A 19676-nucleotide genomic window follows, 5' to 3' on the forward strand; every position below is an offset into this window, starting at 1 on the left:
ACGCTGCTAGGACGCGGCGTGCTCGCGACCCTCGACACCCTGACCGCGCTGGCCCTTGGTCTCATTCAAGGCGTGACGGAGTTCCTGCCCGTCTCGAGCGACGGTCACATCGCCATCGGCGCACGGGTCTTCGGGCTCGAAGACGCCCCCCTCGCGCTGAGCGTGGCGCTGCATGCGGGCACCCTGCTGGCCACGCTCATCGCGTTCCGTGCGGACCTCGCCTCGCTCGCTCGCGAGACCTTCCGACCGCGCGGTGACTTCGCCATGTGGCGCGCCTCCGAGACCGGCCGGCTGGTCATGGCGGTGGTGGTCGCGACCATCCCCACCGGCATCATCGGCCTGGGTTTGAAGGACCACGTGGAGCACCTCAGCCACGATCAGCAGGTGGTCGCGGTGTGCCTGATGGGGTCGGCGGTCATGGTCATGTTGACGAGGCTCGGTCGCGGCGAGGCGCAGCTGCCCACCCTTCCCCAAGCGTTCTTGATCGGCATCTTCCAAGGCCTCGCGGTGCTCCCCGGGCTCTCGCGCAGTGGCTCCACCATCGCGGTGGCCATGCTGCTGGGGCTGGCCGGCACAGCGGCCTTCCGCTTCAGCTTCCTGCTGTCCCTGCCCGCCGTCGCGGGCGCGGTGCTGCTGGAGCTGGGCAACCCGGCCGAGCTCATCGCGCTGGGCTGGCCTGCGCTCTTGGGGGCGCTCGTGGCCTTCGTGACAGGCTACGCCAGCCTGTTCTTGCTGCGCGGGCTCGTGCACCGGGGCAACCTGTTCCTCTTCGCGATCTATCTCGTCCCGGTCTCGATCTGGTTCTTCTTCTGGTAGGGGTCACGCATGTCTCGCACCGTGTTCGCCGTCATCATGGCCGGGGGCTCCGGCACCCGCTTCTGGCCTGCCTCGCGCGGGTCGCGTCCGAAGCAGCTGCTGCCGCTGGCGGGCGGTGAGACGTCGCTCATCGCCGAGACGGTGGAGCGCATCGCACCGCTCGTGCCTGCCGAGCGCGTGTTGGTGGTGACGTCGGCGCTGCTGGCCGAGGCCACCGCCGCCGAGCTGAGCATGCTGCCGCGGGAGAACATCCTGGCCGAGCCGCTGGGCCGCAACACGGCGCCGTGTGTGGGCTGGGCGGCCGCGCACGTGCGGCGCCGCGACCCGAACGCCATCCTCATGGTGCTGCCGGCCGACCACCACATCGGCGACCCGGACACCTACCGCAAGACGCTCGAGACCGCGCTGCGGGCCGCGGACGATGGCGCGCTGGTGACCGTGGGGATCCTGCCCACCCGCCCCGAGACGGGCTACGGCTACATCGAGCAGGGCGAGAGCCTGGGCGATGGCGTCCGTGCCGTGACCCGCTTCGTCGAGAAGCCCGACCTCGCGCGCGCCGAGCAGTTCCTCGCGAGCGGCCACTTCGTCTGGAACAGCGGCATGTTCTTCTTTCGCGCCGACGCGGTGCTGGCCGAGTTCGAGCGCCAGCTGCCTGCCATCGCGGCGCGGATCACGGAGTACGACGCCGCCGCGCGGGAGGGCCGCGAAGCCGAGGTGGTGGGCGCCACGTATGCGTCGCTCGAGAGCGTGAGCTTCGACCACGGCATCATGGAGCACGCCGAGCGCATCGCCGTGGTCGCGGGAAGCTTCGGCTGGAGCGACCTCGGCAGCTGGACCACCGCTTACGAGCTGGCAGCGAAAGACGCCGCCGAGAACGCCCTGCGGGCGGATGGCGTGCTGGTGGACAGCTCGGGCTGCTACGTGAGCGCGCCGGCGGGCAAGCTGGTGGCGCTAGTGGGGCTCCACGACCTCGTGGTGGTGGACACCGGAGACGCGCTCCTGATCATGCCGCGCGAGCGCGCGCAGGATGTTCGCTCGGTGGTGGACGCGCTCAAGTCGCGACGGGATCCACGGGTATAGGCTCCGCAGCGGGCGAAGCGTCGGCGCGCCTCTGAGCGAGACGTGCGCGCTGGTGGTCGCGCAGCTTCAAGAACGAGATGCTGGCCAGCACCAGCAGCGCGCCGCCGATCTGGACGGGGACGAGCCGCTCGCCCAACAGGAAGTAGGCGGCCACCACCGTCAGCGGCGGGCCCACGAGCGTGAGCAAGCTGGCTGGACCGGCGCCCGCACGCTCGATGCCGCGCGCCAACAACAGGAAGGGCAGCACGGTGCAGGCCACCACCAGGAGCGTGAGCCAGGCCAGCCCGCGCGGGTTCCACACGAGATCCTCGGGGCGCAGCACGAACGGCAGGGCCAGCAAGAGCGCCAGCGCCGTGCCGATGTTGGAGTACGCGGTGAAGGCCACCGAGCCCATGGCGCGCATGCTGCGCTGGCTGGCCGTCAGGAACATGGCGTAGGTCACCGACCCGCCCAACGCGAAGAGCACGCCGCTCAGGTCGCGCCCGCGCAGGGCAGCGAGGCCATCGGGAGCCGCCACCCCCACGAGGCCGAGCCAAGCCAGCGCGAAGGTGAGGACCTCGAGCCCGCGTGGCAGCGCGCGCAGGCGGATGGCCTCGATGATGATCACCACGCCCGGGAACGAGAACAGGATGACGCGCGAGGGCCCCGCGCCGATGCGGTCGATGGCCGAGAAGTCGCACGCCGCCGCCATGAGGAAGAAGGCGCCCACGCCCATGGCTTCGAGGCGGGTGCGGACGCTGACCGGCGGCTGCGGGACGCGGCGGGCCATGACGGCGCCCACGCCCAGGTAGAGGGGTGTGGCCAGCAACACACGGAGGCTGACGACCGCCACGACCGTGAGACCCGTATCGAGCGCCACGCGGGCGATGATGCCCTTGAACGCGAAGAGCACCGTGGCCGCCAACACGAACGCGGCGCCAGAGGCGGGGCGTGGTGTCGCGGAGAGGGTCATGAGCGAAACCTGGGGCGTCATGGGTCCTCCGTCCAACGAAAATCCGGTAGCCTCGGGGGATGCCGACCCTCATCGTTGCTCCCACCCGTGTCGAAGCCGCCGGCAACAAGCCCAAGCTGATCGACGAGTACATCGGACGCGTCAACTCGGGACACGAAGCGCTCAGCGTGGCGCACATGCGCTCGCCCGGCGGCTGGGTGGAGCCCGGACAGACCCCCGAGTTCGATGAGTACACGCTGGTGCTGCGCGGCCAGCTCAAGGTGGAGCACGCCGACGGAGAGCTGCTGGTGAGCGCTGGCCAGGCGGTGGTCACGCACCGCGGTGAGTGGGTGCGCTACAGCACCCCCGGCGACGATGGCGCCGAGTACGTGGCCATCTGCCTGCCGGCGTTCTCCATGGACACGGTCAAGAGGGATGAGTGACGCACAGGCCACGGGCACCACGCAGCCGAGTGCCGCGCGGTGGCGGCGCCGTGTGACCCTCGGGCTGCTGGCGCTGCTCGCGGTGGGGCTGTTGCTGCTGATCCCCGACCCCAGCCCCCTGCCGCCCACGCCCGCGCCCGGCGAGGTGTTCGCGTGGAACCAAGACGAGGTCTGGGAGGCGCTCGAGGCTCGCTCGCTGGCCGTGCGCGCCATGCCGGTGCCGGAGGCCGAGGGGCACGTGAGCGAGGCGCTGGGGGCGCTGGTCGCGGCGCTCGCCGAGCTGCAGACGCTGTCGCTGACGACACACCCAGTCCTCGGCGCGGCCGAGCAGGCCCTGCTGCTGCGGGTGGAGGGGGCGTTCTTCGAGGCCGCCGCCACGCTCGCCGCCCGACCGGCGCGCGCGGCCGAGCTGGTGTCGCTGCAGAGCCAGCTGCGCCAGCACATGAAGCAGCTGTCGCGCGCACTCCCGCCGAGCGACCCGGTGGCACGTCGGGCCCTCTACCGCACGCTCTATGGCAGCCGCGCCGCGCTCGAAGAGGTGCTGCTTCAGATGCCCGCAGACACGATGCCGGCACTCAGCGAGGGCGTGGCGGAGACGTCGGCGGCCCCGAGCGCCACCCTGCGTGGCGTGACCGTGCACAGCGGCGACATCCTGGTGTCGCGTGGCGGCGCGCCCACGTCGGCGCTCATCGCGCGCGGCAACGACTACCCGGGCAACTTCTCGCACGTGGCGTTGCTGCACATTGCCCCCTCGGGCGAGGTGGAGACCATCGAGGCGCACATCGAGCGCGGCGTGGTGGTGGCCGGCATCGAGCGCTACCTGAGCGACCACAAGCTGCGGGTGATGTTGTTGCGTCCGCGCGCGGACCATGAAGCGCTGCGCGCACGCCCAGACCTGGCTCACGCTGCGGCCGTGCGCGCTCGTGAGGCCACGCTCGCGCGCCACATCCCGTACGACTTCGAGGGCAATCGGCGCGACCCGAGCCAGCAGTTCTGCTCCGAGGTGGTGTCCGCCGCCTATGGTGCGGAGGGCCTCTCGCTCTGGGAGGGGCTCACCACCACCAGCGATCCGGACACCGCGCGCTGGCTCGGCGCCTTCGGCGTCCGTGAGTTCGTGACGCACGGTCCGAGCGACCTCGAGTACGACCCCAAGCTGACGGTGGTGGCCGAGTGGCGCGACCCCGAGGCGCTCTTCGCCGACCACGTGGACGCGGCGGTGATCGATGCCCTGCTGGAGGGTGCACGCCGCGGCGACAGCGTGGTGCACGACTGGCGCATGCTGCCTATGGCGCGCGTGATGAAGGGCTACAGCGCGCTGCTGAACCTTTTCGGTCGCGTGGGCCCCGTGCCCGAGGGCATGACGGCCACCGTGGCGCTGCGCGTGCGGGCCCTGCACGAGTTGCACGCGGGCATCCGGCAGCGCGTGGAGACCACGGCCAGCGCGTTCGAGCGCGAACACGGCTACCGCGCGCCGTACTGGGAGCTGGTGCGGCTCGCGCGCGAAGCACGGGGTGACTAGCACCTCGTCGCAGAGATCATGACGCGTTGGAGATGGGGCCGACCTGCCTTGCTGCAAGGTGCGATGGGCACCCACCGCTGAAGCGGTGGGCAGCAACCCAAGTGATCGCACTTCCTAGAGTCCCCCGCCTAGCAGGGGACTACGTGCCAGCGGTGACCGTGGATCAACCGGCGGCGCGGATCGCCGTGACCGCGTCCTCCACCTCGCGGCGGATCTCGGTGAGCCGCGCCTCCGACTGCGCCTCGAAGCGCATCACGAGCACGGGCTGCGTGTTGGACGCACGCACCAGGCCCCAGCCTCCGTCGAACAGGATGCGGGCGCCATCCACCTCCACTACCTGGTTGGTGGCGCGGAACCGCTCGAGCACCTTGGTGACCACCCCGAACTTCTCGCCGTCCGGGCAGTCCACGCGCAGCTCGGGGGTGGAGAACGTGACCGGCACATCGGCCAGCAGCTCGTGCAGTGGGCGGTCGCTGGCGGCCACGATCTCGAGCAGGCGCAAGGCCGCGTACACCGCGTCGTCGAAGCCGAAGAAGCGGTCCGCGAAGAACACGTGGCCGCTCATCTCGCCGGCCAGCAGCGCGCCCTCCTCTTTCATCTTCGCCTTGATCAGCGAGTGCCCCGTCTTCCAGAGGATGGGCCGCCCGCCATGCTGCGCGATGTCGTCATAGAGCGTCTGCGAGCACTTCACCTCACCCAGCACGGCGGCGCCGGGGTGGTCCAGCAGCAGCGCACGCGAGAGCACGATCAAGAGCTTGTCGCCCCAGATGATGTCGCCACGCGCGTCGATGACGCCGATGCGGTCTGCGTCGCCGTCGAAGGCGATGCCCAGCTCGAGGCCCTGCGACAGCACCGTGTCGCGCAGCAGCTCGAGCGTGTGGGGGTCGCTCGGGTCCGGGTGGTGCACGGGGAAGTTCCCGTCCATGTCACACAGGAGCGCCACCGGCGACAGCCCCGCCGCCTGCATGGCGGCCAACGCCTGGGGCCCGCCGGCGCCATTGCCCGCGTCGATGGCGAAGCGGATGTCCTTGCGCGCCACGTTCACGTTGCCGCGGATGAAGCCGGCGTACGCGCTCATGAGGTCGAGCGACGTCACGGTCCCGTCGAGGGTGAGGTCGAAGTCGCGCCGCTCGATCATCGAGCGCAGCTCGAGGATGTCGGGCCCGTAGAGCGACGCCTTGCCCTTCATCATCTTGAAGCCGTTGTCGCCGGGCGGGTTGTGGCTGCCCGTGATCTGCACGCCGCCCTCGAGGTCCAAGTGGAAGACCGCGAAGTACATCATGGGCGTGGCGCCGATGCCGATGTCGGTGACCTGCATGCCCGCCTCGAGCAGACCGCCGAGCAGCTCGCGGTGGAGCCGCGGCGAGCTCAAGCGACAGTCCTGGCCGAGCGCGATGCGACGCCGGCCGGCGCGCTTCTGGAAGGTGCCGAGCGCGCGGCCCAGGTCACGGGCCAGGTCGTCGGTGAGGTCGCGGTCGGCCACGCCTCGGATGTCGTATTCGCGAAAGATGTGCGGATTCATGATCGAAGCTCGGGCAGAGGACGCCCTAGAGGAGAGGGCGCGCGGAGGATACCAGCGGAAAGGAGGCTACGCCTGCGACGAGAACCACAGATAGACACCCGCGCCGACGGCCAACACGATGACCAGCAGGAGCGCGAGGCGACCGCGCGACGCTCCCTGAGCGCGCCCTTCGATGACTCCGTCGAGATCCGGATCGCGTGGCAAACCGAGTGGCGCGGGCGCCGGACCCGGACCCGCGAGCGCGGCGCTGGCCGTGGGTTCCCTCATGCGCTCTGGGATGACGGCCGGTGGCGCTGGTGCGGGGGGCTCCGAAGGCGCCGCCCGAGCCTCTGGCTCGCTGTCCGCAGGGGGCGCCTCGTACCCCAGCAGAGCGTCGAGGTCCGCGTCGGCGGCCACGGCATCCTCGGGACCAGTGCCCGCGCCATCTCCCGGCCGGGTGCCCGCCCTGGGACGTGTCAGCTCACGCAGCTGGCGAGCCAGCACGCGCCTCGCCGCCGCGCGGTTCAAGGGCACGAGCGCCGCCTCGAGCTCGTCACGGTAGCCCGCGAGACCCAGCTTGCGGGCCTGCGGCACGTCCACCAGGTGCATCAGCATGCCGGGCACCTCCTGGCCGGCCACCACCAGCACGGCCGCCAGCAACTCGGCCAGGGCGGCAGCCGCCTCGGCGCCATCTGCGGGGCGGCCCTGCGCGACGCGCGTCGCCCCCTCGGGCGACACCCACACGTCTCCAGCGCGTACCGCGCGCGGCTGGGCCAGCACGGCCTCGCACGCCTCGAACACCACGAACGCGCCGATCTCGTAGGCCAGGCGCACGTCGCGCTCCCGGCACAGATCGATGACGCGCGCGACGCTGATCTCACCCGGCTCGTTCACGACGCCTCGGCCTCGGGCGGCCGGACGTGCACGCCCTCGCCCAGCAGGTACGTCTTTACGTCGGCGACGGTGAACTGCCCGTCGTGGAAGATGCTGGCGGCCAACGCCGCGTCGGCGTGCGCCAAGACGAAGCCGTCTCGGATGTGGGCCTGCGTGCCCACGCCCCCCGACGCGATGACGGGCACGCTCACGGCGTCCACCACCGCGCGCGTCAGCTCGATGTCGTAGCCGTCGCGCGTTCCGTCGCGGTCCATGCTGGTGAGCAGGATCTCGCCCGCACCCAGATCCACCACGCGCCGCGCCCAGGTGATGGCGTCGAGGCCCGTGTCGCGCCGACCGCCATGCGTAAACACACTGAAGCGCGCCGCTTCGCCCGCGGCGCTCACGCGCTTGGCGTCGATGGCCACCACGATGGCCTGGCTGCCGTAGGCGCGCGCCGCCTCTTCGACGAAGCTGGGGTTGGCCACGGCGCCGCTGTTGGTGCTGACCTTGTCTGCGCCCGCGTGCAGCAGGTCGTGCACGTCACGCCGCTCGCGCACACCGCCGCCCACGGTGAGCGGCACGGCGATGGCGCGCGCGGTGCGCTCCACCAACTCGAACAGCGTGCGGCGACCATCGTGCGAGGCGGTGATGTCCAAGAAGCAGATCTCGTCGGCGCCGCCTTCGCTGTAGCGCGCGGCGCACTCGACAGGGTCGCCCGCGTCGCGCAGGCCCACGAAGTTGATGCCCTTCACGACGCGGCCGTCCTTCACGTCCAAGCAGGGGATGATGCGTCTCGCGAGCATGGTGGTGGCTCTCTACTGCGCCAGGAAGCGCTGAATCAAACGGGCACCGGCGTGGTGGCTCTTCTCGGGGTGGAACTGACACGCGAACACGTTGTCGCGCGCCACGGCGGCACAGAAGCGCACGCCGTAGTCGCTGGTGGCGGCCACCAACGACGGGTCGCTGGGCACCACGTAGTAGCTGTGCACGAAGTAGTACCAGCCGGCGTCCTCCAGCATGGGGTGCGCGGTGTCCACTTGGTTCCAGCCCATGTGCGGCACCTTCAGGCGGTCGCCCGTGGCGGTGTCGTGCATCTCGGGCGCGAAGCGCACCACGCGGCCTGGAAAGACGCCGAGGCCCTGCCCCTCCGACTCTTCGCTGGTCTCGAACAGCGCCTGCATGCCCAGACAGATGCCGAGGTACGGCCGGCCACTTGCGATGAAGTCGCGCAGCGCGGGGCCAACGTCGGTGGCCAGCATCTCGGCGCACTCGCGGAAGGCGCCCTGACCGGGGAAGACCAGCCGCTCGGCGCGCCGCAGCTCATCGGGATCACGCGTGATGTGCGCCGCCACGCCCGCGCGCGTGAACGCCTGCGCCACGCTGTGGAGGTTGCCCAGGCCGAGGTCGGCGATGGTGACCGGTTTCGTCGCGCTGGCCATCACTCGGTGAGCGTGCCCTTGGTGCTGGGGACGCCGGACTGCCGCGGGTCGATCTCGGTGGCCTCGCGGAGCGCCTTGGCGAACGCCTTGAAGCCGATCTCGATGATGTGGTGCAGGTTCTCGCCCTCGTGCAGCCGCATGTGCAGGTTGCACTGCGCGCCGCGCACGAAGCCCTCGAAGAAGACCTCGGCCAGCTCCGTGTCGAAGCCACCGAGTGACGCCTTGGGCATGGGCACGCGCCACACGAAGTACGGCCGCCCCGACAGGTCGAGCGCGCAGGTCATGCACGCCTCGTCCATGGGCAGCGTGGCCGAGCCATAGCGGCGGATGCCGCGCTTGTCGCCCAGCGCCTCGGCCACGGCCTTGCCCAGCGTGATGGCCAGGTCTTCGGTGGTGTGGTGCCCGTCGATGTGGATGTCGCCCTTGGCCACCACGTCCAGGTCGAAGAGCCCGTGGCGGGCGATCTGCTCCACCATGTGCGTGAGGAAGCCGATGGGCGTCTCGACGCGGGCCTGGCCGGTGCCGTCCAGGTTGACGGCCACGCGGATGTCGGTCTCGCTGGTCTTGCGATGCAGGTCGGCTCGTCGGGTCATGACGGCCGGACCATAGCCCGAAACCCGCTCCCCCGCAGGTAAACGGCGGCCCGCTCGGGCCACACCGGCTAGCGGGTGAGCTGGGCCACCACGAAGGCCATGCGCTCGGTCAGCAGCGGGTGGTCCGGGTCATGCCCCAAGGCGATCTGCAGGTTGAGCTTGGCCTGGCCCCACTGCGCATCGCGGATGGCCGTCTGGGCCTTGGCCCAGAAGGGGCGCGCCTTGAGGTTCACGTTGCGCTTGGCAGCCCGCTCCTTCGCGCCGCCGTCGTCGGGCGCGGCGGCCGTCTGACGCAGCTTGCCCTCGGCCAGCCCGGCGTCGTAGGCGGCACGCCCGCTGGCGTTGGACAGCACCCGGTAGGCCTCACCCCCACGCCGGTAGATCTGGTTCACGCGCGCCTTGTCCTCCGGGCTGGCCATCGTGTAGCCGTCCGGGTGGTAGCGCAGGGCAAACTGGTGGAACGCGGCGCGGATGGCGTCGGCCGTGGCGTTCGGGGCCACCTGCAGCAGGGTGTAGTAGTCCAGCTGGTCGAGGGGATCGCTCATGGCCGCGGGTCTTCTGCCACCACTTCACCACCGCGCCGAAAGCGCGCCTCCATGCGGTCGCGCAGGGCATCGAGCTCGGACTCGTCCAGCTCGCCCACGCGCCGGATGCGCACGGCCTGCTCACGCCCCGTCTCGAGGTCGCGCGCCTGCACGGCGAGCGCGCCGTCCGCGTCGATGACGAAGGTCACGTCGATGCGCACGCTCCCTCGCGCGGCGTCGCGCAGTCCGTCCAGCTCCACCACACCCAGCACCTGGTTGGACTCGAGGCTCTTCTCCTCGCCCTGGCAGATGCGCACCGAGATGAAGGTCTGACCGTCGCGGCCCGTGCTGAAGGTCTGGGTGTTCTCGGCCGGCATGGCGGTGTTGCGCGGGATGACGGTGTGGCAGAACCCGCCCACGGTCTCCACCCCGAGCGAGAGCGGCGTGACGTCCAACAGCAGCGGCGGAGGCCCTGCGGGCTCGGGTTCGGGGGCCGCTGCCTCCGGCACCGGGATGTACTTGGGTGGCGAGCCGGTGATGTTCATCACGGGCTGCACCCGCACCGGCGGGGCAGATGGTGGGGCAGGCTCGAGCTCGTCCAGTTCCAGCAGCTCGAACTCCTCCGAAGGGTCCTTTGGACGCACCTGACGTGCGGCCGCGCTGGGTGGCGGCGGCATGCTGGGGGGTGGTTGCCGGAGCGAGGAGAAAGAGGCCGGCTGCTGTGGCCGGTAGCCCTCGTCGGCCGCCGCGCTGACCAGCCCGGGCACCACGGCGCCGGGCGCGGCCATGAGCCCTGTGGTGGCCACGCGCTCCATGTGCACCTTGCGCAACGCCACCTTGGCCAGCTGCGAGCGACGCCCGCTGGCCAGCGACGCAGCCTGGAGCGCCGCCCCGTGCGCCACCACCACATCGGGGTCGATCTCGATGCGCGGGTCACACGCGAAGTACTCCGCCACCATGGAGCGCACCAACGGCATACGCGTGGAGCCTCCCACCAGGATCACGTTGTCGAGCTGGCTCGGGCGCAAGCCCGCCGCCCGCATGGTGGTCTCGCACGCGTCGAAAGTCCGCGCGATGATGGGCTGCGCGATCTGATGGAGCGCACGCCGCGTGAGCGTGAAGCGCAGGTCGAGCGCCTGCCCCGCGGCGCCGATGGCCAGCTCCTCCACGCGCAGCTCCACCTCGTCCTGGTCGGTCAGCTCGCACTTCGCCCACTCGGCCGCGGCGCGCAGACGCTCGAACGACTCCGGGTCCGTGCGCGGGTCCATGCGGTGCTGCCGCAGGAACTCCTCTGCCATCACGTCCGCGATCGCACCGTCGATGTCGTCGCCGCCCAAGTAGCTGTCGCCGGCGGTCCCGATGACCTCGAAGACCTCGCCCGACAGCTCGAGGATGCTCACGTCGAACGTTCCTCCACCCATGTCGAAGACCGCGACGCGCTCACGACCTTGCTTGCCGTAGCCATAGGCCAGGGCCGCTGCGGTGGGCTCGTTCAGCACGCGCAGCACTTCGAGACCCGCCACGCGACCGGCGGCCATGGTGGCGTTACGCTGCAGGTCGCTGAAGTTGGCCGGCACCGTGATGACGGCCTGCGAGCAGCGCTTCCCGGTGGCGGCCTCGGCGATACGGCGCAGCTCACGGAGCACGAAGGCCGAGATCTCGCTGAGCGCATAGGTCTCGCCGCGCGTCTTCACCACGGTGCCGCCGTTGTCGCTGGCCGCCAGCTCGAAGGCGAAGCGCTCACGCGCGCGACGCACCTCGTCGGAGGCGAAGGGCCGGCCCAGCAGGCGCTTGACCGAGTAGAACGTGTTGCGCGCGTCCAGCATGCGCCGGTCGCGGGCGGGGTAGCCCACCAGGACCTCACCGCCGGGATGGAACGACACCACGGAGGGAAGCAGCTCGCGCCCATCATCATCGGCGAGGATCCGGACGGAGCCGCCGTCCGCCACCGCCACCACCGAATTGGTGGTCCCGAGATCGATGCCCAACACCAGACCTGACATGCCTTCTCCGTGAAACGCTCCGAGGCTGCAGCCTATCACGCGGAGAGCAGCATGGGCGTGAAAGTCCAGTGCGAGGGTTCGACAACCGTCTTCCCAAAGGGTGGTTTGCGGTAGGCTCGGACGATGCCACTGCACTGCGAGGGGACCCTGCGGGTCGCGCTCGACGATGGGTCGCAGCACGACGTCGCGCTCGCCCAGCTGACGTTCGCGTTCATCGACACGTTCGAGCCGAGCTTGGTGCTCGTCCACAACTACGAGGCCGCGCTCCCCGGCGAGGCGCCGGGAGCTCGGGTGCGCGTCGAGGTGGTGGAGGCCTCGACGGGCATGCTGTTCGCCACGCTCGCACTGCGCGGCGCCGCCTGCGTGGGTGGTGTCCGCGGGCTCAAGGCCGTGTGTGACGGCAGCGAAGTAGAGCTACGCCTGCCGCGCTCCGCCGCGTCCGCTACTTGAACACGGTCTCGAGGCCGCCGCGCTTCAACGCCGTGCGCAACGCGGCATAGAAGTTCTGGCCCAGCGCGCGCTTGGCGCGCCAGAGCACCTTCCCATCGGTCTGCGGGATGATGTACAGCGTGCCTTCCAAGAGCTCGTCGATGGCCACCTTGGCGACCTCTTCGGCGCTCCACTTGGCCTCGGTGATCAGCTTGTTGGTCGTCTCGCCGGTGCCGCCGCCGAAGGAGCGCGCGTCCTTGTGGATGTTGGTGCGCAGGAACGTGGGGCACAGCGCCGACACGCCCACCCCCGAGGGTCCGAGCTCTGCGAACAGCGTCTCCGAGAGCGACACGACGCCCGCCTTCGTGACGTTGTAGGGGCCCATCATGGGCGCCGCGAGCAGGCCCGCCGAGCTGGCCACGTTGAGGATGTAGCCGTTGCCGCGCGCCGCCATCTGCGGCCCGAAGTAGTGGCACCCCCAGATGACGCCCATGAGGTTGACGTCCACCTGGAACTGCCACTCCTCGATGGGGATCTTCCCGAGCTCGCCCACCACCGCGAGGCCCGCGTTGTTCACGAGCACGTCGGTGCCGCCCCACAGGTCCGTGGCCTTCTTGGCCATGGCCTCCACCTGGTCGGGCTTTCTCACGTCCACCTGCATGGCGTGGGCTTCGCTGCCGCGCCGGCGCAGGGTGTCCGCGGTCTCCTCCGCGGTGGCGAGGTTCACGTCGGTGACCAGCACGCGCGCGCCGCGCCCGGCCAGGTCTTCACAGATGGCCCGGCCGAGGCCGCTGCCGCCTCCGGTCACGACCGCACGAGCATCCCGAGGGAGTTTCTTCATGCGCGGGACGCTACCACGCAGGTGTACCGTGCGTCTCTATGACCCAGCCCGATCCCGACGCCCTCTTCGCGTCCGCGATGGCCATGCAGCCGTACTTCCGCGAGCAGGGGCCCGACATCGAAGCGCGCACCGAGGGGGCCTATCGGCTCTTCACGCAGGCCGCCGAGGCGGGCCACACACTGGCCATGGCGCGGCTGGTCGCGCGCCGCGACGTGGGGCTTCACTGGGCGATCCAGCTGGCAAAGCGGGGCGACGGTTCGCGTCTGGTGACCGAGCTGACCAACAACGACTGGAGCCCGGAGGCCCGCGGCGAGGTCCTCACGCTGGCAAGAGCGGGCGAGCCTTGGGCACAAGCCGTCGTGGGGCACATCTACGGGATGGGCATGAGCCGGGGAGACGTGCTGGTGGCCACCACCGAGAACGGCTTCGGCTGGCTCCCCGCGGCCAAGCAGCCGGATGTGGAGGCACGCCGCTGGCTGGAGCTGGCCGCGAGCGCGGGCTGGGCCGACGCGCTGCTGACGCTCTCGCGCCTCGAGACGAAGGACGACCCTGTGGGTGCCCTGGCGTTGGCTCAGCGCGCCGCCGAAGGAGTGCTCACGCGCGAGCAGCGTGAGTACCTGCCCACGCGCATCTGCGAGCTGCTCGAGCGCGCGAAGGCTCCGCTCGCGGTGCAGCTGCCCGCGCGGCAGGTGTGCATCGATCAGGGCCACGCCGAGTCCATGGCGTGGCTGGCGGACCGCTATCGGCTGGGCGAGGGCGTGACCCAAGACACCGTGCGCGCGATCGAGCTCTACCAGGCCTCCGCCGACAAAGGCTGCGTTCACGGCTGTCGCGAGCTCGCCAGGGCCTACGAAGAGGGCCTCGGCGTGGCGGTGGACGACGCGCGCGCGCGCGAGCTGTACGAGCGCGCCGCGGAGCTGGGCGCGGACGCGTTCTCGCGCGACCGCCTGGCCGAGAAGTATGGACTCACCTGGTACGCGCGCAGCGCGCGGGAGAAGGCGAAGGACAAGAAGGTGAAGGCCCCTGCCAAGGCGCGCCGCAAGCCCGCGAAGGCCGCGAAGCCTGCGAAACCCGAGCGCTAGCCTGGGCGCGCCGTCAGTGGTTCCACCACGGGTTGGGGCTCGAGCGGAACGCGGCCACGATGCGCTGACCGGGGAGGGTCACCATGAAGTCGGCGAAGCGGTCGCCGCCCACGTCGAGGGGCGTGAGGGCCGTGGCGCGGCCCGTGCTGCCGGTGAGGATGACGCGCAGCACGAAGCGCGGATCGCTCGAGCCAATGTGTTGGAGCACCGAGATGGAGGCCCCCGTGTCGAGCCCGGCCACCACCAGATCCGGGTCGCCATCGGCGTCGGCATCGATGGCACGCACCAGCGCGCCCGAGGGCGACGCCACGTCTGCGGGGACCAGAATCGGCGCCGCGCCGAAGCTGCCGTCGCCGGCCTGGTCGATGCGCACGGACTCGAGGTCCGCGCGATAGGAGACGATGTCCCCCGTGCCGTCCCGGTCGACGTCCGTGATCTCCACCGAAGAAGCGTTTGCGCCGCCCGCCCCGTCGTAAACGGTGGTGACCGTCCACGTGCCCTCGGGCTGGCCCGGGTTCGTCAGGAGCACCACGCCATCGGTGCCGCACGCGAGCGCCGCGTCCTGGTCTCCGTCGCCGTCCACGTCGCCCAGTGCGATGCCGGTGCAGGCGGAGCTGGTGGCATCGAGGATGGTGCGCGTGAAGGTGTTCCCCGTGCCCTCCCGCGTGTAGAGCGCGGCGCGCCCGTCGGTGCCGTCGTTGGCCGTCACCAGCACCTCGTCGAGGCCGTCCCCGTCGAAGTCCTCCATCACCACGGCGCGGGCGTTGTCGAAGGGGGTCAGCGCCTGGCGCGCGGCGTAGGTCAGGTCACCCACACCGCGCACGTAGCCCACCAGCCCGTTGGTCTCGGACACCAGCACGAAGTCGGCGCGCGCATCGCCGGTCACGTCGCCGGCGGCGAGGCCGCTGACCACCTCACCCGCGTCGGCGTTGGTCACCACGATCTCCTCGATGCGGGCGAAGTCGCGGGAGCGAGCGCGCCACAACACCACCTCACCGCCCGGCAGGTCCGAGGCGCCGATGATGTCCATCGCGCCATCCGCGTCCACGTCGAAGGCCACGGCCGCGCCGGCGTCGAACGCCCGGTCGACCACGCGCCCGCCGAATTGGAGCGTGGAGACGAAGTCCGAGGTGTAGCGCATCAGGCTCGAGGACCCCGAGGCATAGGCCGCGATGTCCACGTCGAAGTCGCCGTCCCAGTCGCCCGCAGCCACCCAGGTGACGGCGTCGAGGTCGGCCACGAAGACGTGCTGAGCGAAGAGCCCGCTGCCGATCTCGTCGATGTAGCCCACCGAGTCACGATCCGTCGTGGAGTAGACGATCTCGTCGCTGCCGTTGCGACCCAGGTCGCGCACCGCGATGTCGTCTGCGACCAGCTCGCCGAGAGCGAGGCTCTCGCCGTTGGGCTGAACGCCCACGGACACGCCCTCGAAGGCGCTTCCCCGGCGCGCCAGGACACCGAGCCCGCTCGAACCCGCGACCACGAGGTCGAGGTCCCCGTCGCCGCTGCCCTCCACGTCTCCCAGCACCACCGAGGTGGGGTTGCCAATGCCCGGGAGCAGCGTGCCCACGTCGATGCTGAGCTCGGCCGCGAACGCGCCGCCGCCCGAGCCGGGGTAGACGGTGATCATCGCGGAGGAGGAGGCGTAGCCCACCACGTCCACCACCCCATCGTTGGTCACGTCGCCGAGGACGAGGCCCGTGAAGCTCGGCGACGTGGCGTCGATGGACACGGCCGCGCCCGCCGAGCCCGTGGCGTCGAGCGGGTGGTACACGAGCGCGCTGCCTTCGAGCGCCACGGCCACCGGGGCCGCCACTCCGTCGAGGCGCCCCAACGCGAGCGCGCCGCCCGTCACCGTGATCCCCATCGCGGTCTTCAGCGTGAGGTTCAAGCTGGACGTCGTCAGCTCATAGGACTGCACGGCCCCCGTTGAACTGAGCGTCATGAGCTCCAGGGGCGCGTCACCGTCCACGTCGGCGGCGAACACCCTGACCGTGGCGCCCACCGCGTCGCACACATTGGTCTGAGAGAAGAGCGCGCTCGACGAGTTGCTGAACGAGTGGTTCACCACGATGCGCTGCTCCGTGGGGCAACCCACGTCGTCGCGCACGTAGGCCACCTCTTCGAAGCCGTTGGCGTCGAAGTCGGCCGCCACCATGCGGGTGACGCCCATGATGGACGACACCACCGTGGTCTCGGGCGAGGGCAGGCAGAACGTGCTGAAGCGGTCGAACGCGGCGTTGCTGCACTCGATGTTGACCACGGGGTCGATGCAGTCGGCGTTGCCACCGTAGTGGCCGTCCTCGTCGGGATCTTCGATGAGCCGGTCCACTTCGCCTGGCGTGCGGTCCGTGCAGTTGTTCACGATGCCGTCGCACGACTCCTCGGCCCCGGGGTAGGTCTTGGCATCGAGATCGTCGCAGTCGGTGTTGGGCAAGCCGCCTGGCAGCTCCGGGTCGCACGAGAGGCTCGAGGGTGCCGCGAAGCCATCCCCATCCACGTCTTCGCCCGCGTCGCGGCCCACCCCGATGGGGCTGTCGCAGTCATTGTGGCGGCCGTCGCAGACGTCCGGGGCCGCAGGAAACACGTTCGGGTCGATGTCGTCGCAGTCCGTGTGCGGGATGGACAGCAGCTCGCCGTTCGGGCTCATGACGTCGACGCACACGGAAGGGTCGAGCGCGATGGCCGCGAAGCGGTCGCCGTCGAAGTCTTCGACCAAGCGGCGGAGCGGCGGGGTGGCGTCCGTGCACGCAGACACGACGCCGTCGCAGGCCTCCACGGTGGCGCCCGGGAAGGCCGTCGCGCGCGTGTCGTCGCAGTCCTCGGGGAGCCCGTCACCGCAGCCGCGCGCCACGAAGCCATCGCTGTCGAGGTCGGCGTTGGGGTACGCGTTGGGGTTGGCGTCGTCGCAGTCCACGTCGAACGGCGGGAACTCGCTGCGCACGCTGGCGCAGGCGATGTCGCGGAAATTGTCGCGGTCGGAGTCGCGCGCGCGCAGCTGCACGGTGCACTGTTCGCGGCCCGTGTCGCAGGAGCGCAGGGCCACCAGGCAGGGGTCGTTGCGCAGCGTCTCGTCCACCTCGAAGCGCACGGTGGCGCAGTCGGCATCCACGCGGCACGAGCGGACCTCCACCTCCACCTCGGGCGCGTCCCAGAGGTCCACCACCGTGCAGCCCTGCGCCAGCAGGACCGAGCCCAGCACCAAGAGGGAGCGGTTCATCGCGTCCACCTCGCCGACACCATGGCGCCACCCTGCAGCGGGGTAACCGAGGCCGTCACCAGCGGTGCGTCGGGCTCGTCGTCATCTCCCCAATCCGTGAGCAACCCGATCACCAGCGTGGTGACCGCCAGGCCGCCCACCACGCCGAGCGCCACGTTCGAGCGCTGGGCCACGTCGCGTGCCTCTTCTCGGTCGAAGTTGGTGCGCCCCGGGGTGTCGTTGTAGTCCCGCGCGCGCACCACGGCGGTGGTGGCCATGGCGCCCCACACCACCACACCCGCGCCGGTGAGGCCCACGGCCGTGTAGAAGGCCGGTCGCGGAAAGCGGAACCGCTCGCGCTCACCACCGGCGGTGGGCAGCGGCTGCAGCTCGAAGGTCACCGTGCGCTCGGTGCCGCCTGCGATGGTCACGGCCGCCGTCTGCGAGTGGTAGCCATCGGCGCGCAGCTCGAGCACGTGCCGCCCCGTGGGCAAGCGCACGTCGCCCGGCGCCATGCCCAGCACCTCGCCGTCCACCACGACGCTGGCCTGCACGTTGACCACCACGTGCACCACGGCGAGCAAGCCGCGCAGCGCCTCGATGTGCAGCTCTGCGTCTTGCCGGCGGAGGTCCCCCTCGGGCGCCACCTCGAGGAAGCGCTGGTAGGTCTCGATGGCGCGGTTGGCGTCGGACTGCCCCTCGTAGGCCTGCCCGAGCGCGTACAAGATGACGGGGTTGGGCCACAGCGAGTAGGCCTCGCTGAACTCGGCCACGGCCTCGGCGTAGCGTCCGCGTCGGTAGTACTCCGAGCCCTGCGCATACCGGCGACGGGCCTCGTCCATCGCTGCGTCCGGGGCCTCCACGGGTGTGCTCGCGGCGCTGGCTTCGGCGGCTTCGCTGGGTGCCTGGTCCTCGGACGCCGCGTCGCCCGCGTCGGCCGGTGCAGGCGCTGGGGCGGGCTGGTCGGGCTGTGCCTGCACAGGCGCAGCAGGGGAGATGAGGAGGCCTAGCGAGAGCACCGCGAAGGTGCGAAGGGATCCTTGCAGCATCGAGGACACCATACCGGCAATGCCGTGGCACCACAAGATTACAAAGCAGGTGGAAGACCCTCCCAATTCGCGGGTTCGGCGCAGGCACGGGCCGCGACTCGCACGCCCAGCACCTCGGCCGTTTCAGGTGTGTTGAGCCCAAGCCACGGAGGTGGCCCAGAGCCGCGCCCCCACCGCTGCGTCGTGCGCTTCTCCGCTCACGCGACCCGGCGCACAGGCGGTGAAGTACTGGCCACCCGGCACCCCGGGAGCCGTGGCGCAGTGCAGGCTGGTGGCCGCGCCTTCGCTGGGCGTGAGCAGGAAGAACCGCTCCACCGGAGCGAGCCAGCCGCGCACGCGGGTGAGCGCGGCATGGCCAGCCAAGCCGGTGTCCGCCACGTTCGTGAACACCGAGCCCGGATGAAGCACGTAGCCGTGCAGCCCTTCCCCCGCGAAGCGCCGCTCGAGCTCGAACGCCATGTGCACCATGGCCAGCTTGGACGCGCCGTAGGCCACCCACGAGTCATAGGGCGTGTGCGGCGTGAAGAGGTCTGCGTTGGTGGCCTTCCTGTGCAGCTGCGACGCCACGTTGACCACGCGCGCGTCGCCCTTCTCGGCGGCCGTCGCGCGCAGCGCGGGCAACAGCCCGAGCGTGAGCTGGAACGGGCCCAGGTAGTTGGTGCGCCACTGCAGCTCGAAGCCATCGGGCGAGAGGTGCGGCTCCTTCCAGTCGGACATGAGGTCCAGGTGGATGCCCGCGTTGTTGATCAGCACGTCGAGGCGCGCACCGTGCTCGCGCTCGTACCAGGCCACGAAGTCACGCACGCTGGCGGTGCTGCCGAGGTCGAGGTCGCGGCCCTCCACGCGTCCGCCGGAGGCGCTGGCCAGCTGCTGCGCGATGGCCTCTGCCCCACTGCGCCGCGTGACCACCACCTCGGCTCCCCAGGTCGCGAGCGCACGGGCGGTCTCGTAGCCGAGAGAGCCTTCGCTCGTCCCGGTGACGATGACGCGCCGCCCATGCAGGTCCATCGGCGTGGCCGATGGGGGATGCAAGAACCGTTGACGCAGCCCGGCCAACATCACGTAGCGACCTCTGCGAGGAGCGTGCCTCTCATCCCGCGCAGCATCCCGCTGCAGGCGCCAAGCGTCGAGGCGGCGAATGACGCGGGCGTTTCATTCCGAAAGCGGTGGGGTCGCACGCTCGGGTGGAGACACCTTCGGTAGAACGCAGCCGGGTTCTCGACCCCGCAGTCCGCGCCCGCCAGGGGGCGGACTTCCGCGAGAATCGAGGCCTGGGATGCTGCCCCGGGTTTCAACCCGGGGTGCCCCAAGAGCCTTGAAACAAGGGCGAACGACACCTCCCAAGCTCACC

At 70.7% G+C, this 19676-nt stretch carries 18 protein-coding genes; 6 read left to right on the forward strand and 12 right to left on the reverse strand.

Annotated features, from left to right (window positions below; genetic code table 11):
* The first annotated feature begins 18 nt into the window (after positions 1-18).
* Together IPI43_01995 and IPI43_02000 are read left to right on the forward strand one after the other, a co-directional pair.
* The gene (locus tag IPI43_01995; protein MBK7772899.1) at positions 19-816 is read left to right on the forward strand and encodes an undecaprenyl-diphosphate phosphatase; all 798 of its coding nucleotides are present in this window, start codon (positions 19-21) and stop codon (positions 814-816) included.
* Positions 817-825: 9 nt separating this feature from the next.
* Positions 826-1896, forward strand: a complete 1071-nt coding sequence (locus IPI43_02000; GenBank protein ID MBK7772900.1) for a mannose-1-phosphate guanylyltransferase — start codon at positions 826-828, stop codon at positions 1894-1896.
* On the opposite strand, the gene IPI43_02005 is transcribed toward IPI43_02000, so the two are convergent.
* Positions 1868-2848 (reverse strand): DMT family transporter, encoded by a 981-nt coding sequence (locus IPI43_02005; protein MBK7772901.1) that lies wholly within the window; start codon positions 2846-2848, stop codon positions 1868-1870. The genes IPI43_02000 and IPI43_02005 overlap by 29 nt on opposite strands.
* Positions 2849-2907: 59 nt before the next feature.
* On the opposite strand from IPI43_02005, the gene IPI43_02010 reads away from it, so the two are divergent.
* The gene (locus tag IPI43_02010) at positions 2908-3270 is read left to right on the forward strand and encodes a cupin domain-containing protein (protein ID MBK7772902.1); all 363 of its coding nucleotides are present in this window, start codon (positions 2908-2910) and stop codon (positions 3268-3270) included.
* Complete coding sequence (locus IPI43_02015) at positions 3263-4789, forward strand: hypothetical protein (GenBank protein ID MBK7772903.1); 1527 nt, start codon at positions 3263-3265, stop codon at positions 4787-4789. The genes IPI43_02010 and IPI43_02015 overlap by 8 nt, the downstream gene beginning before the upstream one ends.
* A 163-nt stretch (positions 4790-4952) precedes the next feature.
* On the opposite strand, the gene IPI43_02020 is transcribed toward IPI43_02015, so the two are convergent.
* From IPI43_02020 to IPI43_02050, 7 genes are all read right to left on the reverse strand, one after another.
* The gene (locus IPI43_02020) at positions 4953-6311 is read right to left on the reverse strand and encodes a phosphomannomutase/phosphoglucomutase (GenBank protein MBK7772904.1); all 1359 of its coding nucleotides are present in this window, start codon (positions 6309-6311) and stop codon (positions 4953-4955) included.
* 66 nt (positions 6312-6377) lie between these two features.
* Positions 6378-7184 carry a hypothetical protein gene (locus tag IPI43_02025; protein ID MBK7772905.1) on the reverse strand — a complete coding sequence of 269 codons (807 nt, stop codon included), beginning with the start codon at positions 7182-7184 and terminating at the stop codon, positions 6378-6380.
* Positions 7181-7969 (reverse strand): imidazole glycerol phosphate synthase subunit HisF, encoded by a 789-nt coding sequence (hisF, locus tag IPI43_02030; protein ID MBK7772906.1) that lies wholly within the window; start codon positions 7967-7969, stop codon positions 7181-7183. The genes IPI43_02025 and hisF overlap by 4 nt, the downstream gene beginning before the upstream one ends.
* A gap of 12 nt (positions 7970-7981) precedes the next feature.
* On the reverse strand, positions 7982-8605 hold the full coding sequence (hisH, locus tag IPI43_02035) for an imidazole glycerol phosphate synthase subunit HisH (GenBank protein MBK7772907.1): 624 nt from the start codon (positions 8603-8605) through the stop codon (positions 7982-7984).
* On the reverse strand, positions 8605-9198 hold the full coding sequence (gene hisB / locus IPI43_02040; protein ID MBK7772908.1) for an imidazoleglycerol-phosphate dehydratase HisB: 594 nt from the start codon (positions 9196-9198) through the stop codon (positions 8605-8607). The genes hisH and hisB overlap by 1 nt, the downstream gene beginning before the upstream one ends.
* Before the next feature lie 68 nt (positions 9199-9266).
* Positions 9267-9743 (reverse strand): J domain-containing protein, encoded by a 477-nt coding sequence (locus tag IPI43_02045; protein MBK7772909.1) that lies wholly within the window; start codon positions 9741-9743, stop codon positions 9267-9269.
* Positions 9740-11725 carry an Hsp70 family protein gene (locus IPI43_02050; GenBank protein MBK7772910.1) on the reverse strand — a complete coding sequence of 662 codons (1986 nt, stop codon included), beginning with the start codon at positions 11723-11725 and terminating at the stop codon, positions 9740-9742. Before IPI43_02050 ends, IPI43_02045 begins: the two co-directional genes overlap by 4 nt.
* A 123-nt stretch (positions 11726-11848) precedes the next feature.
* On the opposite strand from IPI43_02050, the gene IPI43_02055 reads away from it, so the two are divergent.
* Positions 11849-12175: a hypothetical protein gene (locus IPI43_02055; protein ID MBK7772911.1), complete on the forward strand. Its 327-nt coding sequence runs from the start codon at positions 11849-11851 to the stop codon at positions 12173-12175.
* Here the strand turns inward: IPI43_02055 and IPI43_02060 are convergent.
* Positions 12168-12995, reverse strand: a complete 828-nt coding sequence (locus IPI43_02060) for an SDR family NAD(P)-dependent oxidoreductase (GenBank protein ID MBK7772912.1) — start codon at positions 12993-12995, stop codon at positions 12168-12170. The two genes, IPI43_02055 and IPI43_02060, sit on opposite strands and share 8 nt — an antisense overlap.
* 38 nt (positions 12996-13033) lie before the next feature.
* On the opposite strand from IPI43_02060, the gene IPI43_02065 reads away from it, so the two are divergent.
* Entirely contained in the window at positions 13034-14077 is a 1044-nt protein-coding gene (locus IPI43_02065; protein ID MBK7772913.1) for a sel1 repeat family protein, read from the forward strand.
* 13 nt (positions 14078-14090) lie between these two features.
* Here the strand turns inward: IPI43_02065 and IPI43_02070 are convergent, their stop codons facing one another.
* The 3 genes from IPI43_02070 to IPI43_02080 all read right to left on the reverse strand — a co-directional run bounded on the left by IPI43_02070 (position 14091) and on the right by IPI43_02080 (position 19333).
* On the reverse strand, positions 14091-17297 hold the full coding sequence (locus tag IPI43_02070; GenBank protein MBK7772914.1) for a VCBS repeat-containing protein: 3207 nt from the start codon (positions 17295-17297) through the stop codon (positions 14091-14093).
* On the reverse strand, positions 17294-18325 hold the full coding sequence (locus tag IPI43_02075; protein MBK7772915.1) for a tetratricopeptide repeat protein: 1032 nt from the start codon (positions 18323-18325) through the stop codon (positions 17294-17296). The genes IPI43_02070 and IPI43_02075 overlap by 4 nt, the downstream gene beginning before the upstream one ends.
* Positions 18326-18448: 123 nt before the next feature.
* Positions 18449-19333: an SDR family NAD(P)-dependent oxidoreductase gene (locus tag IPI43_02080; protein ID MBK7772916.1), complete on the reverse strand. Its 885-nt coding sequence runs from the start codon at positions 19331-19333 to the stop codon at positions 18449-18451.
* Between the last annotated feature and the right edge of the window lie 343 nt (positions 19334-19676).

The sequence above is a fragment of the Sandaracinaceae bacterium genome (assembly GCA_016706685.1).
Classification (GTDB): Bacteria; Myxococcota_A; Polyangia; order Polyangiales; family Houyiibacteriaceae; genus JADJJE01.